This window comes from Flavobacterium nitratireducens (assembly GCF_029625335.1).
Classification (GTDB): Bacteria; Bacteroidota; Bacteroidia; order Flavobacteriales; family Flavobacteriaceae; genus Flavobacterium; species Flavobacterium nitratireducens.
The window spans coordinates 277,199-293,785 of record NZ_CP121111.1; the positions used below are offsets into that span (position 1 = coordinate 277,199).

General features: G+C 33.2%; 13 protein-coding genes, 1 tRNA gene and 1 pseudogene. All 15 read right to left on the reverse strand.

Features of this window, described 5'->3' with window-relative positions; all coding sequences use genetic code 11:
* Positions 1-3 precede the first annotated feature (3 nt).
* The 15 genes and pseudogenes from P5P90_RS01355 to P5P90_RS14090 all read right to left on the reverse strand — a co-directional run bounded on the left by P5P90_RS01355 (position 4) and on the right by P5P90_RS14090 (position 16,482).
* Positions 4-4,323 carry a CusA/CzcA family heavy metal efflux RND transporter gene (locus P5P90_RS01355; RefSeq protein WP_278035461.1) on the reverse strand — a complete coding sequence of 1,440 codons (4,320 nt, stop codon included), beginning with the start codon at positions 4,321-4,323 and terminating at the stop codon, positions 4-6.
* A 97-nt stretch (positions 4,324-4,420) separates the two neighbouring features.
* Complete coding sequence (locus tag P5P90_RS01360; protein WP_340696423.1) at positions 4,421-4,753, reverse strand: DUF6660 family protein; 333 nt, start codon at positions 4,751-4,753, stop codon at positions 4,421-4,423.
* A 35-nt stretch (positions 4,754-4,788) separates the two neighbouring features.
* Positions 4,789-6,033, reverse strand: coding sequence for a site-specific integrase (locus P5P90_RS01365; protein WP_278035463.1), 1,245 nt, complete (start codon positions 6,031-6,033; stop codon positions 4,789-4,791).
* A gap of 269 nt (positions 6,034-6,302) precedes the next feature.
* Positions 6,303-6,390: transfer RNA gene (locus P5P90_RS01370), tRNA-Ser, on the reverse strand.
* Positions 6,391-6,536: 146 nt separating this feature from the next.
* Positions 6,537-7,670 (reverse strand): 3,4-dihydroxy-2-butanone-4-phosphate synthase, encoded by a 1,134-nt coding sequence (gene ribB, locus P5P90_RS01375; protein ID WP_278035464.1) that lies wholly within the window; start codon positions 7,668-7,670, stop codon positions 6,537-6,539.
* Between the two features lies 1 nt (position 7,671).
* Complete coding sequence (locus P5P90_RS01380; protein ID WP_278035465.1) at positions 7,672-9,129, reverse strand: LptF/LptG family permease; 1,458 nt, start codon at positions 9,127-9,129, stop codon at positions 7,672-7,674.
* Positions 9,130-9,137: 8 nt separating this feature from the next.
* Entirely contained in the window at positions 9,138-9,779 is a 642-nt protein-coding gene (lolA1, locus tag P5P90_RS01385) for an outer membrane lipoprotein periplasmic chaperone LolA1 (RefSeq protein ID WP_278035466.1), read from the reverse strand.
* A 4-nt stretch (positions 9,780-9,783) separates the two neighbouring features.
* Positions 9,784-12,238 (reverse strand): annotated as a pseudogene (locus P5P90_RS01390) (DNA translocase FtsK).
* A 21-nt stretch (positions 12,239-12,259) separates the two neighbouring features.
* Complete coding sequence (locus P5P90_RS01395) at positions 12,260-12,634, reverse strand: diacylglycerol kinase (RefSeq protein ID WP_278035468.1); 375 nt, start codon at positions 12,632-12,634, stop codon at positions 12,260-12,262.
* Positions 12,635-12,644: 10 nt separating this feature from the next.
* On the reverse strand, positions 12,645-13,142 hold the full coding sequence (tpx, locus tag P5P90_RS01400; protein WP_278035469.1) for a thiol peroxidase: 498 nt from the start codon (positions 13,140-13,142) through the stop codon (positions 12,645-12,647).
* Positions 13,143-13,325: 183 nt separating this feature from the next.
* A complete protein-coding gene (locus P5P90_RS01405; RefSeq protein WP_278035470.1) occupies positions 13,326-13,583 on the reverse strand; it encodes a DUF6952 family protein in 258 nt (85 codons plus the stop codon).
* 82 nt (positions 13,584-13,665) lie between these two features.
* Positions 13,666-13,974 (reverse strand): thioredoxin family protein, encoded by a 309-nt coding sequence (locus P5P90_RS01410; protein WP_278035471.1) that lies wholly within the window; start codon positions 13,972-13,974, stop codon positions 13,666-13,668.
* A gap of 159 nt (positions 13,975-14,133) precedes the next feature.
* Complete coding sequence (locus tag P5P90_RS01415; RefSeq protein WP_278035472.1) at positions 14,134-14,772, reverse strand: peroxiredoxin; 639 nt, start codon at positions 14,770-14,772, stop codon at positions 14,134-14,136.
* A 124-nt stretch (positions 14,773-14,896) separates the two neighbouring features.
* Positions 14,897-16,252 (reverse strand): glycoside hydrolase family 3 protein, encoded by a 1,356-nt coding sequence (locus P5P90_RS01420; protein ID WP_340696424.1) that lies wholly within the window; start codon positions 16,250-16,252, stop codon positions 14,897-14,899.
* Positions 16,231-16,482 carry a hypothetical protein gene (locus P5P90_RS14090; protein WP_340696425.1) on the reverse strand — a complete coding sequence of 84 codons (252 nt, stop codon included), beginning with the start codon at positions 16,480-16,482 and terminating at the stop codon, positions 16,231-16,233. Before P5P90_RS14090 ends, P5P90_RS01420 begins: the two co-directional genes overlap by 22 nt.
* Positions 16,483-16,587: the final 105 nt, after the last annotated feature.

The window sequence follows — 16,587 nt, forward strand, 5'->3', positions numbered from 1 at the left end:
ATTTTAATTGTTAGAAATGGATGGGAATTGCAATTGAATAGCACTTTGATTGTACAAATTGGTTGCTTCGGCATTTTGTTTTTTGATGTCGATAGCCTGATTCAAAAAACTGATGTAGGACCAATAACTCATATCGCCGTTAGCATAGCTTTTTTGAGCTGTTGCAATTATTTGTTCTGCATACTGCAAACCTTCCTTTTGATAATATTCTAATGCTTTTTGCTGTTTTTCGAAATCATTTTTCAATTCCTGCATTTTCAATTTCAAAGCCAATTTATTTTTGTCTAATTCTAATTGGGATTGTGAAATACTGATGGCCGATGCTTTAGCTTTAGCCGAATTTACACCTCCAAATAAAGGAATTTGTAAACCTGCAGTAAATCCCTGAAAATAGGCTTTAGTATCAATGGTTTGTGCAAAATAACCTAATCCTAATCTTGGTGTTCGCAACGCTTTAAAAGTATTGGCTTCTTTTTCATAGACTGAAATTTGTTGTGTGTAATAATCCGTTACCAAAGTTTCTACTTTTGATTGGTTTTCATCCTTTTGAATTGAAAACTGCATTGGTGTTGAACTATCTGGTACAATATTCTCTTCGGTTTGAATAAAAAACTGTAATTGCTTTTGATAAATAGCCAAATCAAATTCGAGTTGAGCTTGTTGGGTTTCAATTTCTTTTGATTTTGCTTTGGCACTGATTACTTCAATTTTTCCACTCTCGCCCGTTTCAAAACGAAGTTCGGCATTTTTAAGAAATTTCGAATAAATGGCTAATAAATCGGCATTTAATTTTTGAATAGAAATACCATACAAATATTGATAGTAGGCAATTGTTACTGCTTTTTCAATCTCATATTCTGATAATGCTTTTCGCTTTTCGGATAATTTTACCAATTCTTCCTGTAATTGTCGGTTGGCTTTTGTAATTCTTCCAATTGGGAAATATTGCTGTACTGAAACATTATGATCATAATCGGCACTATTGAATTGCCCTCCTTGGTATTGTACTTGCAAAGGATCGGCTTGAAATGCTGTCTTTTTCAGCACCGTTTGTTTTTCAATTTCTTTATCGGCAATTTTTAAATCAATGTTATTGGTTTTTGCCATTTCGATTGCTTTTTGTAATGTAACAGGCTGACTATTTTGAGCAAAAGAAAAACTACTTATCAATAAAACAATTGAGGTAACAAATGTTGTTTTGATTTTTTTTCTTCCTTTAATTCCTTTTTCGAATAGTAAATACAGTATAGGCAAAACGATTAATGTTAGTAATGTGGCTGATATTAATCCGCCAATAACTACAGTTGCCAATGGCTTTTGTACTTCCGCACCGCCACTTGTTGATAATGCCATTGGCATAAATCCTAAAGAAGCTACTGAGGCTGTCATTAAAACCGGACGCAAACGTGTTTTTGTGCCAATTAGAACCCTTTGCAGTGGATCTGTTATTCCTTCAGCTTTTAGCTGATTGAAATACGATATCAATACAATCCCATTCAATACTGCAATTCCAAACAAGGCTATAAATCCAATTCCTGCCGAAATACTAAAAGGCATTCCTCGCACCCACAAAGCAAAAACACCACCAATAGCAGATAATGGAATAGCTGTAAATATTAATCCTGCCTGCTTCATACTATTGAATGTAAAAAACAATAAAACCATTATTAAACCTAATGCGATAGGTACAGCTATAGAAAGTCTTTTGGAAGCTTCAATCAAGTTTTCAAATTGTCCACCGTAGGTTACATAATAACCCGCAGGAAGTTTAAAATTTTTGTCTAATTTTTGTTGAATTTCTTCGACAACACTTTTTATGTCTCTTCCACGAACGTTTAACCCAACTGTTATTCTGCGCTTTCCATCTTCACGCGAAACCTGAACAGGACCCTGTTCATAAGAAACAGTTGCTACTTGTGAAAGTGGTACTTGCTGTCCATTTGGCAAGGGAACAAATAAATTACTCACATCGGTAATATCTGTTCTACTAGCGGAATCCATTCGAACTACTACGTCAAATCTTTTGCTTTGTTCGTAAATTTTACCGGCACTTTCTCCTGCAAATGAGGAACGGATGATTTGGTTAATATCTGTAATATTCAAACCATATAAGGCAATTTTATTGTAATCGTATTTTACAGTAATTTGCGGTAAACCTGTTACTTTTTCCGCTTTTAAATCGCCAATACCTTCAATGCCTTTTACTTTCGAAATCAATTCCTTTGCTTTGGCATCCAAAACTTCTAAATCGTCTCCAAATATTTTAATGGCAATATCACTTCGGCTTCCCGTCATTAATTCGTTGAATCGCATTTGAATAGGCTGTGAAATTTCGATATTGGCACCTGGAATGGCTTCCATTTCTTCTTTCATTGCATTGGCTAAATCTTCCCAATTTTCATATTTGCCTGTCCATTCTTTTTTGTCTTTTAGTACGATAATTAAATCACCACTTTCAATAGGCATGGGATCGGTTGGAATTTCACCACTACCAATTTTGGCAACAATAGTTTTTATTTCTGGGAATTTTGCTTTTAGGATTTTTTCGTATTCTGTGGTTGTTTTTACCATTTGCGAAAGCGAGCTTCCTGTCATAATGGTAGCATTAAGAGCTAAATCTCCTTCCTCAATGGTTGGAATAAATTCGCCACCCATATTTTGGAAAATAACTATTGCTAATACAAATAATCCTAATGAAATTGCTAAAACGGCTTTTTTCAAACGCAAGGTTTTTTCTAAAAATGGAGTGTATATTCCTTCGAACCAAGCCATCATTCTATCACTAAAATTGGATTTGTGTTCGGTGTTTTTAGATAAAAACATCGCGCTCATCATCGGCACATAAGTCAACGAAAGTATAAATGCTGCAATTACAGCAAAACCAACTGTCATAGCCATTGGTTTGAACATTTTTCCTTCGGTACCCACTAATGCTAATATTGGCAGATAAACAATCAGAATAATTATTTCTCCAAAAGCAGCACTATTTCTAATTTTTGAAGCCGATTGATATACTTCTTTATCCATTTCAGATTGGGTTAAATCCTTTTTTCTTTTGAGCTTTTGCAAATGATGCATTGTGGCTTCAACAATAATTACGGCACCATCAACAATAATTCCAAAATCGATTGCTCCTAAACTCATTAGATTTCCACTTACTCCAAAATAATTCATTAGGATAACTGCAAAAAGCATCGCCAACGGAATAACGGAAGCGACAATTAGCCCAGCACGAAGATTCCCGAGAAATAAAATCAATACAAAAATTACTATTAATGCTCCTTCCAATAAGTTTTTAGTAACTGTACCAATAGCATTTTCGACTAATTTTCCTCTGTCGATAAAGGCTTCGGCGACAACACCTTCAGGCAGGCTTTTGTTTATCTGAATCATTTTTTCTTTGATTCTATCGACAACAGCACTTGAATTTTCTCCTTTGAGCATAAGTGCCATTCCGCAAACTATTTCACCTTTTCCATCTTTGGTAGAAGCACCATAACGTAATGCTACACCTTCGCGGACTTCTGCTACATTTCGAACTAAAATTGGCGAACCATTTTTGTTAGTAACCACAACATTCTCTAAATCTTTGATACCAGTTGCCATACCAACACCACGAATAAAATATGAATATTGGTCTTTCTCAATATAAGCCCCTCCTGTATTTTGATTGTTTTTCTCTAACGCTTCAAAAATTTCTGTAATGGTTACTCCCAAACTATTCAATGTATTTGGATTAACTGCGATTTCATATTGTTTTAGTTTTCCACCCCAAGTACTAACTTCGGCAACGCCTTCAACACCTTGTAATTGTGGAATAATAATCCAATCTTGAATGGTTCGTAATTTTACAGCATCATATTTGTCTTCATATCCTTTTTTAGCATAGACATCATACTGATAAATCTCGCCTAATCCTGTTGATATTGGTGCTAACTCTGGAGAACCCGCATAAGCAGGAATATTTTCATTGGCTTGACTAAGGCGTTGAAATATTTGTTCTCTAGCCCAATAAATATCTACATCGTCTTTAAAAACAACGGTTACTACTGAAAGTCCGAAACGAGAAATACTTCGTAACTCGATTACTTTTGGTATGGTTTTTACCGATTGCTCTAACGGATAAGTAATTAACTGCTCGACTTCTTGACTAGCTAAAGTAGGTGCAGTCGTAATTATTTGTACTTGATTGTTTGTTACATCTGGTAACGCATCAAGAGGTAATTGTTTGATAGAATAGCTTCCCCAAGCTACTAGAACTAAAGTAAATAATAGTATTATAAACTTGTTCTTAATACTGAACTGTATGATTTTGTCTAACATTGAAAATAGTATAATGAATTGGAAGATTAGCAAAATTACTTTTGCTATTATTTGTGAAAATGTCACAACTTTCTAACCCGAAATTACTCGGGTATCACTATGCTATTTGAGGTGGTTGCCAAATACTTCCGTAGAAATTGGAAGCAAATTTAGAGGTGTAAGACGGTAATTGGGTTTTGATTGTTTTTGAAACTACTGCAAAATTAAAACTTAACACTTTAAAATAACTTACTATTTGTGAGCCACAACAATTACAACTACAAAAAGGTGAACACAAATCGTTTTCTTTATCATGGTTGTGTGATTTTTCATCGTGATTAGATGAAATTTCAACTACTTTGTGTGCCGCGCTATTTACTTCCATATCTGCACAAGGCAAGCATGATAGTGCAATTAGATAGATTGATAATATGTAGTTTAAGAGTTTCACGAATACAAAGATAAAAATAGTTTTAAAACAAATTCTTATATTACATTTTTTTTAGGTGCCTTTATATTTCCCACAAATTTATTTTTTAATATTTTCATATCTTCACTCACTTTTCTGTCCAGCACTTTAGCATAATGTTGAGTAGTTCTCAAGTTTTTATGACCTAGCATTTTACTTACGCTTTCGATAGGAACTCCATTAGTAAGTGTTACTGTTGTTGCAAAAGTATGTCTAGCAATGTGAAATGTAAGTTCTTTTTCAATTTCACAAACTCCAGCTATTTCTTTTAAATAAGCGTTCATTTTTTGGTTTGATAGAATAGGTAGTAGTTTATCCTCGTTGTTACATTGTGGATGATTTTCATATTTATCGATTATCATTTGTGTAACTGGAAGGATTGGGATTTTGGAAGCACTTTCTGTTTTTTGTCTGTGAGTGAATATCCATTTCTCGCCATCAATACCGAAGCTTATATGTGATTTTGTTAGGTTTTTGACATCAATGTATGCCAAACCTGTAAAGCAGCTAAAAAGGAAGATATCGCGAACTAGCGAAAGTCTTTCTGTTTTGAAATCTTTTTCAATTATGCTTTGAATTTCAGCTTCGGTCAAATAAACTCGTTCAACTTCTTTAACTTTTGATTTGTAGTTGGCAAAAGGATTTTTTTCTAACCAGTCATTGGCCAAGCAAAGCTTGATAATTTTATTGAAGTTTTTTAGGTATTTAACAGCTGTATTGTTAGCACAATTTCTAACGCTTCGTAACCAAAACTCGTAATCCGTAACAAAGGCGTGGTCAATCTTTGTAATATCAATATCTGAAACGTTGTATTTCCATTGCATAAACTCAATAGTATGCTTGAGTGAAGTAGTGTAGCGTTCTAATGTTCCTGGAGCGTATTCTTTGCCAACGAGTTCCTTTATTTTGTTATTGTGGTCTTGAAAGATAGGAATTAGCATTCTTGCTCTTTCATCAACTCCTAGTATTTTGCTTTTGAGTGTTTCGGCTGTTACTGGAATTTTTTTGTGTACTAATTCCATTTGAATATCTATAATTTGAATTTTCAACATATCCAGATGGCTATTTATTGAACGAGCTTCTTCTGAGTTGCCTTTCATTTTGCCTGATTCTGTAGACCATTTGGATATTTCTACAAATCGGTTTGAACTCAATTCAATTCTTTTTCCATTGATTGTAATACGTGTGTAGATGGGTATTAAACCGTTTACACTGGCTTTGGCTCTCTTTGCGTAAAAGAGAATAGATACTTTTGTTTTCATCGTGGTAACCTTTTAGTTATTATTAAATTTAATTCTAATAAGACTAACACACAAGATGTACAATTTTTAAACTGGTCGTTGAACTGGTTGTAATGCCTTGTGAATGCTAGGTTGAGATAAAAATCGGTTACCCTAATTTCGGATAGTTTAGGGTAACCGATTTTATCCCTTTCAGTTCACGCATTAATGAATAATTTGATTGTATGGGAAAAGAAAAAACCCTTTAAATCATACGATTCAAAGGGTTTTAATTCAATTTGTATTTCTACTGGCGGAGAAAGAGGGATTCGAACCCCCGGACCTGTTACAGTCAACAGTTTTCAAGACTGCCGCATTCGACCGCTCTGCCATTTCTCCAATAAGGCACAATCGTTTTGCGATTGCGAGTGCAAATATAGAATGTTTTTCCCGATAAAAAAATATAACATCAAGAAAAAATAAAATGTTTTTTTATTTTTTTAAATAAGGTGTTTTTCTAGATAGAAACTTACGATAATCCAGAACTAATAATTGATATATTCTGTAATTTCAAGTCCATAACCTATCATTCCCACTCTTTTTGTTTGTGCAGAGTTAGATACTAAACGGATTTTTGAAATGTCGAGATCATGTAAAATTTGAGCTCCAATACCATAATCCTTAGTGTCTATGACTACTTTAGGTGCTTTCATAGTTCCTTGGGCTTGTAATTCTTTTAACTCAGTAATGCGATTAAGTAAGTTTACTGCCGTCATATCCTGATTGATAAATATTACCGCCCCGCGTCCATTTTCATTGATAATTTTAAACATTGAATCCAATTGCTGGTCAACATTATTAGTTAAGGTTCCTAATAAGTCATTGTTTACTTGTGACGAATGGATTCTTGTTAGAATAGGTTCACCAAGATTCCAGTTCCCTTTTGTTAGAGCAATATGGATTTGTTTATTGGTTATTTGTTCGTAGGCTCTCAATCGGTATGTTCCAAAACGAGTGTTGATATCAAAATCTTCTTTTTTAACGATGATACTATCGTGTTGCATTCGATAGGCAACAAGCGCTTCTATAGAAACAATTTTCATATCGAATTTTTTAGCAATTTTGACCAATTGAGGTAACCTTGCCATTGTGCCATCTTCATTCATTACTTCAACAATAACTCCAGCAGGTTTAAACCCAGCTAATCTTGCGAAGTCTATTGCAGCTTCAGTATGACCAGTTCTTCTTAAAACACCACCTTCTTTAGCAATTAGAGGAAAGATATGTCCAGGTCTAGCTAAATCATGGGGTTTAGTAGCAGGATTTGTTAATGCTAAAATTGTTTTAGCTCTATCCGATGCCGAAATTCCCGTTGTTACTCCGTTTCCTCTTAAATCTACCGAAACTGTAAATGCGGTTTCCATAGGATCAGTATTATTGCTAACCATTACTTGAAGACCTAGTTCTTTACAACGACTTTCGCTTAACGGAGCACAAATTAATCCGCGACCGTGAGTGGCCATGAAATTAATCATTTCAGGAGTCGCTTTTTCTGCTGCGGCTAAAAAATCACCTTCATTTTCTCTGTTTTCATCATCAACAACTAAGATGATTTTTCCTTGACGGATATCTTCAATTGCTTCTTCAATTGTGTTAAGTTTTATTTTATCTTTTACCATTTTAGGTGTTTTTATTTTTATTAGGGATGATTTTTTGAAAAAGTTTTTGAACAGGGGCTAAAATTACATCCATGTTTATTAAACCAATGTCATTTGTAGCTCGGTATGTTAATAATATTGCTAGTGGAGTTAATATTATTGAAGACATCCATGAGCCCATAAATGGTGTCATTCCATTTTCCTGAGCAAATCTTTTTCCAAAAGTGTTGATAAAGTGAAACGATATAAATATTAATACCGCAAAAATAATAGGTAAGCCAAGACCTCCTTTTCTGATAATTGCTCCAAGTGGTGCTCCAATAAAAAACATCATGATACAACCATAGGCAATAACAAACTTATCATATAAAGCCAATAAGTGTGTGTTGATGTTTTTTTGTTTCACTTCTAGATTTGTTTTACTTCCTTCAATACTGTAACCTACACTGTTTAGATTATTAGTGGCATTGGATAAAATACTTACTTTTGCAGTATTATCGTATAATGATAGAATATCAAAAGGTAATTTTTTTTGCTTTTTCTCTGCTGCTATATTTCCAGGATTGTTAAAAGTAGTATTTTGAATAATAGTTCTTTGATTAATATTTTCAGAATAGGATGCAATTTCTGTTTTGAAATCTTTTTTCAAAGAATCTAGGGTATAATTTAATTCGTTTACATTAAGCATTGTATTCGAATTCGTAACTTTTTCTTTGTCGGCATCAATATCGTTTAATTGTGACAAATCAATATTGATTGTGTATTTTTTAAACGAACTTTTGGCAAAAGGATATTTCTTTCTGTCGTTAAATTGTCTAGGAGTAATGTCTTCGTAGTAATTACCGTTGTTTAAAACGAGTTGTAAAATACTGGATTGTTCACTACTAATCAATTCTCCATCTTTAGCTTTAATAACGGTTTTGCCACCCTCACCACTCACAGGTTTTTTATGAATGGTAATTCCTTTAAGTATGTTGCCGTTTTCGCCTAATTTTTTATCAACTCTAATATTGTAAAAACCTACATCACTAAATTGTCCTTCGGTTATTGCCATAGCAGGTTTTAATTGTGCTATGTTTTTTCTGAAATTAATAAACTTATATTCAGCATAAGGAATTACATTATTAGCAAATAGGAAAGCAACAAAACTGAGGAAAATAATGAAAATAGTAAGACCTCTCATGGCTCTTTGCAAGGAGATTCCAGAGGATTTCATTGCAGCAAATTCATAATTCTCGGCAAGATTTCCAAAAGTCATAATTGACGATAGTAGTACAGAAAGAGGTAATACTAAAGGAACAATTCTAGGCATAGAGAAAAGCAAGAATTTGATAATCATCGTGATATCTAAGTCTTTCCCTGCTAGTTCAGCTATAAATAGCCAAATAGTTTGCAATATGAATATAAAAAACAAGATTACAAATACCGTAGCAAATGTAATCAAGTATGTTTTTAATAAGTATTTATCGAGAATTTTCACGTAAAGTATTAATCTAATTTATTGATGTAGTAATTTGGGTATTTATTAGCTACAAAGGTAAATTGATTTTTTGATAAAGGTTGATTGGTTTTAAAAGAATTAACGGTTAAAGTGGTTTTAGTTCCTTTTTTTCCAGTTTCGATTAAGTTGTAGATGTGTTTTGTTTGTACATCAATACCTAAAAGAATTTCTTTTCTTTGGTCTTTAGCGTTAATTGGAATTAATTTGATGTATTGAATTTTTCTTCCTCTTACATTTTGTAAAATATCCATCGAATATTTGTAACCACTATTAAAGAAAGTAAGCATTTTAGAAGGAGTCACAGCATTGTCATCATTTTCGTTTACAGATGAAATGTTTACTTCTTCGTCTTCAGGAACAATGGTATAGGTTTTTTTACCGTCAAATATTTTAGTCATTCCCATAAAGTTAAGTACATATTGATTTCCTTTTAGGGTAACATTTCCTTTGCTATCTTGATTGATATTTTCTTTACTATTATTAAGTGAGTATTTAAAATCAATTACAATATTGTTGTAGCTTTTTACTTTGGCAGTAACTTGGTCTAAAAGAGCTTTGGCTTTTTTGTCTTGTGCTTGGCTTGTAAAAGAAATAAGTAAAAAAAATGTAATTTGAATAAGCTTTTTCATTGTATTAATTGTTTTCTTCATTATTAAAAAATTGATCAAGAGCTTGCATGTCAGAGATATTAACAGCACGTGCTTTACTTCCTTCAAAAGGACCTACAATTCCAGCAGCTTCCAGTTGATCAATTAGTCGGCCGGCTCTATTATAACCTAATTTAAGTTTACGCTGTAGCAAAGAGGCCGATCCTTGTTGTGCGTTTACGATAATTTCTGCTGCTTCTCTAAACAAAGAATCTCTTTCGGAAATATCTATATCAAGATTAATGCCATTTTCTTCTCCCACATATTCAGGAAGTAAGTAGGCGGTAGCATATGCTTTTTGTGAACCAATAAAATCGGTGATTTTTTCTACCTCAGGTGTGTCGATAAAGGCACATTGAACACGTACTACATCATTTCCATTAGTGTATAATAAATCGCCACGACCTATTAATTGATCAGCACCTTGCGTATCTAAAATGGTTCTGGAGTCAATTTTAGAAGTTACTCTAAAGGCAATCCTAGCAGGGAAGTTGGCTTTAATCAAACCTGTAATTACGTTTACCGACGGTCTTTGAGTAGCAATAATTAAGTGTATACCAATTGCACGGGCTAATTGCGCCAATCTAGCAATGGGAACTTCTACTTCTTTACCAGCGGTCATAATTAAGTCGGCAAACTCGTCTACTACAAGTATGATATAAGGTAAAAAGCGGTGTCCGTTTTCAGGATTTAATTTGCGCGATTTGAATTTTTCGTTGTATTCTTTAATGTTACGCACCATAGCGTCTTTTAATAAAGAATAACGGTTGTCCATCTCCACACAAAGCGAATTCAATGTATTGATTACTTTGGCATTATCAGTAATAATAGCATCTTCAACATCAGGAAGTTTTGCTAAATAATGTCTTTCGATTTTGTTAAATAAAGTAAGTTCTACTTTTTTAGGGTCAACCAATACAAATTTTACTTCGGCTGGATGTTTTTTGTATAATAATGAAGTCAAAACAGCATTTAAACCAACTGATTTTCCTTGACCAGTTGCTCCCGCCATCAAAAGGTGAGGCATTTTAGCCAAATCGACAACGAAAGTTTCGTTAGAAATGGTTTTTCCAAGTGCCACAGGCAATTCCATTTCGGCTTCTTGAAATTTAGTAGAGCCAATAACACTTTTCATCGAAACCATTGTTGGGTTTTTATTTGGTACTTCAATACCAATGGTTCCTTTACCTGGAATAGGAGCGATGATACGGATTCCTAGAGCCGAAAGTGATAAAGCGATATCGTCTTCTAAACTTTTAATCTTAGAAATTCGGATACCAGCTTCAGGAACAATTTCGTATAAAGTAACCGATGGACCTACTGTTGCCTTAATTTGAGCAATCTCAATTTTGTAGTTACGAAGAGTATCGACAATTTTATTCTTGTTTTCCTCTAATTCTTCTTGGTTGATAGTGATACCACCTGTAGAGTACTCTTTTAGTAAATCAATGGTTGGGAATTTGTAATTCGACAAGTCTAATGTTGGGTCAAATAAACCAAAATCAGAAACCAATCGAGCGGCAAGATTTTCTTCAAGGACTTCTTCTTCAGAAGCTGCTTCAATCACAAATTCTTCATTGATGGCAACAGGAATAGCTGGGATTTTCTCAGCAGTAGGTGATTTAGATATTGGATCTAAATTAATTTCTGATGGGTGATTGATAGTTGGTTTTAAAGCTTCTTTGTTAATTTCAAACTGAGAAGGTTTAAATTCTGGAATTTTTTCGGCAACAACTTCTTGTACTTCTTCCTCTTCGGTGATTGCAAATTCTTCTAAATTATAGGCGGAAGCCGCATCCATTTTAGGGGCAGCGATATTATTTTCTGGTGTGATTTCGTTTTTACTACTTTCAAAAAAAGATTGAATCTTTTCGGGAGATAATTTTAGTTTGAAAATGGTATAAATTACTAATCCAAAAATTAATAGTAAAAGTGTTCCGGTTTTCCCGATATAATCTTGAAGTAAAATATTGATTTCGTAGCCAATAGTTCCTCCTAATTCAGGTAAAGATGTGGCAAAAAAACCAAACAGGACTGATACATTAATCATTACAAATAAGTCCCAAAACCAGATGATTTTGAGTTTTCGGCTAGATAATCCAAGTATCAAGAAGATTCCGCTCAAAAATAATAAACGAACAAAAAGGAAAGAAGCTAAACCAAAACCTTGATAAACGATTAAATTAGCTAGGTAAGCACCAAACTTTCCTAGCCAATTTTTTACTGTTTCAGTTCTGTTCGATAGTTCAAGAACAGCACTTTGATCTTCTTGTCCATAAATATAGAAAGAGACAAAAGCAACTAATAAAGCAATAGAAAAAAGCACGAGTAAACAACCTAAAATAGTTTTATGCTGCTTGGACATTTCCCATGATTTAAAAACTTTAGTTTTAGAATTATTGTTCAGCGTCTAAAGTCTCTTTTTTTGTTGTTTTTGCCATTCTATAATGTAACTTAATCTTTTAAATAAAGTGAGGTACGTATATGATTAAACCAATAATAATTGCTGTCATAGCTGCAAAAAATACAGAACCAGCAGCAATATCCTTTATGAAACCAATTTTTTCGTGGTAATCGGGATGGATAAAATCGGCTATTTTTTCTACTGCAGTGTTCAATCCTTCAATGCTTAGTACTAAACCTATTGCAAAAGTTTGAAATAACCACTCTGTTTGGTTTAATCCAATAACAAATCCTGTTATCGTTAAAATAACACCTAGAGAGGTTTGAACCATTACACTATGTTCAGTGGAGATGAGTTTTAAAGCACCTCTTACAGCGAAGCCAACACTTTTTAACCTTCCAGAAACAAAGGTATTGTCTTTTTGAAAAGCCATTAATTAAAAATTAAAGTACTGCTAATGCAGCTTCATAATTAGGTTCGTTAGCAATTTCAACAACTTGCTCAGTGTGTAAAATTGTACCGTCTGCATCAGCTACAATTAACACTCTAGAATGTAAACCTTTTAGAGGACCATCAACAATTTCTAATCCATTAGCTTTACCAAAACTTCCTTCTTGAAAATCAGATAAATTGATTACATTTTCAATTCCTTCTGCACCACAAAAACGTTTTTGAGCAAATGGTAAATCTCTAGAAATACATAAAACAGCTGTGTTTTCTAAATTAGCTGCTGTTTCATTAAATTTTCTTACTGAAGTAGCACATGTTCCTGTATCAATACTAGGGAAAATATTTAAAACTAATTTTTTTCCACTAAAATCGCTCAAAGAAGCTACGGAAAGATCGTTTTTTACTAATTTAAAATCTGCCAATTTTGAACCTACTTTTGGTAATTCACCCGCAGTGTTTATTGGATTTCCTCCTAATGTAATTGAAGCCATAATTAATTTTTTAATGAGGTTCAAAAGTATGAAAATTATTTAAGAATTGGGATTCTGATGAAAGATTTTAAATCAGGAAGGAAGGTTTTTTAATGCAGTGAAAATGGGAGAAATAGGGGTAAACGCAAAAAAATGCAATCAATAATGATGCATTTTAGTGCTTTTTTTAGGGTTTAAAATGTATTATTTGTCGATGGAACCCAATACTCTTTTCATAAAAGTATTTAATGCTTCTTTTTTATCGGTTCCGTCTTTAATTAATTTGTGTACTTCAAGTGCACCGTACATATTTGAAATTAATTCACCAATAACATCTAGTTCTTCGTCTTTAAGTGAAGAAACCTCTGTTAATGCTTCTAATACTTCAATAGTTTCGATGATATAATCTTGATCGTTTTCTTCAATAAACTGTGTCAGTTGTTTGATTACAGGTAATTTCATTTAGGTTTATGGTTTATTGTTAGTGGTTTGTTGTTGAAGTTTTTGGGTGAACCATAAACTAGAAACAACAAACTATAAACTTTTAAGCAATTTCGTTTACCAAATCAATTAACACTTCTTGCTTGTTTGTTTGTGTTTCGTTTACCAAATTTCCATTTACAAAAGTGGCAAACGTTGGCAAATTACTCACATTAGCTAATTTTCTTGATTCAGGTGCATTTTCCGCATCAACCACAACAAAAGTCATAGCTTCATTTTCGGTAGCTAATTTTTTGAATTTTGGTTTCATAATTCGACAATTACCACACCATGAAGCTGAAAATTGAACAACTACTTTCTCGTTTTGAGCCACCAAATTGGCCAAAGTATCTTCGTTTAATTCTATCAACATATCTTTTGATTTAAATTCCAATAACTGTAAATCCCAAATTCCTAATCTTACGATTGAATTCAGTACATTTTAATTTTTGGAATGTTAATGATTTTTTTAGAAAAACTCCAAATCCCAAAATTGGAATTTGGAATTTTTAATATTTGGAAATTTGACTTCTTAGTTAGCGCTTAAGTAAGCAGCAGTACTATTTCTGTCAGCAGTCATAGCTTCTTTACCTTCTTCCCAGTTAGCAGGACAAACTTCACCTTTTGTTTGAACGTGAGTATACGCATCTACTAAACGTAAATATTCGTTTACGTTACGTCCTAATGGCATATCATTAACACTTTCGTGGAAAATTTTTCCTGTTTCGTCGATTAAGTAAGTAGCTCTGTAAGTAACGTTAGAACCTTCTACTAAATAAGTGTCAGCATCTTCGTTGTAAACACCTGCCTCAGCATCTAAAATACCTAAAGCAGCTGATAAATTTCTTGTAGTATCGGCTAAAAGTGGGTAAGTAACACCTTCGATTCCACCGTTGTTTTTTGGAGTATTTAACCAAGCAAAGTGTACTTCGTTAGTATCACAAGAAGCACCAATTACGATTGTGTTTCTTTTTTCAAATTCTGGTAAAGCAGCTTGAAAAGCGTGTAATTCAGTTGGACAAACAAAAGTAAAATCTTTTGGGTACCAAAATAAAAGTACTTTTTTGTTGTTGTTTACTGCTTCTTCAAAAATGTTGATTTTCAAGTTATCACCCATTTCAGAAATGGCGTCTACTGCAATACTTGGGAATTTTTTTCCTACTAATGACATATTATTTGTTTTTAAAGTTATTATTTGATGATGCAAAAATAAGGGTTTAAAGAAGTTTTTAGTAATAGTGGTTGATTATAAAAACTTATTTAGTAATAATATTTGTTTATTGTTTTTGTTTAACTTATTGAATTTCAATATGTACAGGTGTTTTTCCAATGCAATTCATTCTTGATAAAAATTGTTGTGCAGCATTAATTTGGAATTCTTTAAAATCCTGATAGACTTCTATGACGCTGTAAGCCTTAGATAAATTAGGAATTAAAGGCAAAACATAAGGATTTCCAAATACATATACCTCGCATTTTTGTGCTGCTAATAATCTATCTAAAAATGCGAAAATAGCATCATCAATTTCAAAACGATTCAAAGGTTTGGCTTTAGGAACAAATAAAGCAATAGTAAGTTGGTCAAATGCTTTTAATTCTTTTTCTAATGAAACAAAGTCTAGGTTATTTACAGATTCAATTGCAAAAACGGCGCAGCTTGTTTCAGTTTGAATGCATTTAGAAAAATCATTTTCTACCGATTTGTATATAGAAAGAACTGCTTTTTTTGGTTTGGTTAAGGTAACATTAGTACTATTGTCAATTACTTTGGTAATGCTACATTCAGCTATTTGCGCATTTAATTCGGATGCTTTTTCAAAATCGAGTTGGCTTTCTTGGTTAGTTTGTAAATTAAACAAACCTACTTTTTCCTTGCATTTCCAAATTCGGTTGAAACTTTCGTTGATGCGTTCTTCTGAGGCATTTTCTAAAATAGCCTGAATGCCTTCGGGTACATTTTCGGCAAAGCACAATACATCATTTCCGGCATTAAAAGCTTCCCATTCCAGTTGACCTTTTACATCATATAATTTAGAAACACTATGCATGTTCAAAGCATCCGAAATTACCAAACCTTCATATCCTAATTGCTCTCTCAGTAATTTTTTAATAATGTTTTTCGAAAGAGTAGCAGAGGTGTTTAGTCCTTCATTCAATGCAGGAACAGCCAGATGCCCTATCATAATTGAATCGACTTGATTTTCGATTCCTTTAATAAACGGATACAATTCGTTAGCTAATAACTGTTCTAAGTTTTCTTCCAGAATTGGTAATCCTAAATGCGAATCGACATTGGTGTTTCCGTGCCCCGGAAAATGTTTCAAACAGCCCAAAACGCCTGCATCACTCATTCCGCGTAAATATTCCAGCGCAAAATCGGCAACTTTTTCTTTGTTTTCACCAAAAGAACGATAACCAATTACAGGATTATTTGGATTGTTATTAATGTCGGCCAATGGAGCCAAATTATAATGAATTCCCACCGATTTTAAATCCAAAGCAATTTGTTTTCCAACTTGGTAAACCAAGTCTTTTTTATCATCAGGCAAAGCGCCCAAAGTGATGGCATAAGGATATTGTGGTGTTTTTTCCACACGCATGGCTAATCCCCATTCGGCATCAATACTCATTAAAAGGGAGTGGAAGTACATTTTTGATAACGAACAATCAATTCTTTCAATCGTTGGTAACTATCATCATTGAATTCCACTTTTTTCTTGGATTCATAGTTGGTTGCCGCACTGGCACGACTATGGAAAAAAGTCAATCCACCGATGTTGTATTTTTTGATTAAAGCTTCGGTTGCCTGGATGTTTTCTTCGCTGTCATTGATAAAAACAGCAGGGAAAAAGAATTGTCCTATTTTTTGTTCGAGTGTCATTGTCGTTTATTTAATTGTATGCTTAGGAACTAAATTAATTCCACGCAGATTACGCAGATTTAGCGGATAAGACGGATATAAAATTTAAATCTGTGAAAATCTATT

Bases quoted from the DNA above. Each gene is read 5' to 3' on its own strand.
- lolA1 (WP_278035466.1), bottom strand. From the start codon at position 9,779: ATGAAAAAGCTTATTCAAATTACATTTTTTTTACTTATTTCTTTTACA.
- P5P90_RS01415 (WP_278035472.1), bottom strand. From the start codon at position 14,772: ATGTCATTAGTAGGAAAAAAATTCCCAAGTATTGCAGTAGACGCCATT.
- tpx (WP_278035469.1), bottom strand. From the start codon at position 13,142: ATGGCTTCAATTACATTAGGAGGAAATCCAATAAACACTGCGGGTGAA.
- P5P90_RS01405 (WP_278035470.1), bottom strand. From the start codon at position 13,583: ATGAAATTACCTGTAATCAAACAACTGACACAGTTTATTGAAGAAAAC.
- P5P90_RS01395 (WP_278035468.1), bottom strand. From the start codon at position 12,634: ATGGCTTTTCAAAAAGACAATACCTTTGTTTCTGGAAGGTTAAAAAGT.
- P5P90_RS01355 (WP_278035461.1), bottom strand. From the start codon at position 4,323: ATGTTAGACAAAATCATACAGTTCAGTATTAAGAACAAGTTTATAATA.
- P5P90_RS14090 (WP_340696425.1), bottom strand. From the start codon at position 16,482: ATGACACTCGAACAAAAAATAGGACAATTCTTTTTCCCTGCTGTTTTT.
- P5P90_RS01365 (WP_278035463.1), bottom strand. From the start codon at position 6,033: ATGAAAACAAAAGTATCTATTCTCTTTTACGCAAAGAGAGCCAAAGCC.
- ribB (WP_278035464.1), bottom strand. From the start codon at position 7,670: ATGGTAAAAGATAAAATAAAACTTAACACAATTGAAGAAGCAATTGAA.
- P5P90_RS01420 (WP_340696424.1), bottom strand. From the start codon at position 16,252: ATGTACTTCCACTCCCTTTTAATGAGTATTGATGCCGAATGGGGATTA.
- P5P90_RS01410 (WP_278035471.1), bottom strand. From the start codon at position 13,974: ATGTTGATAGAATTAAACGAAGATACTTTGGCCAATTTGGTGGCTCAA.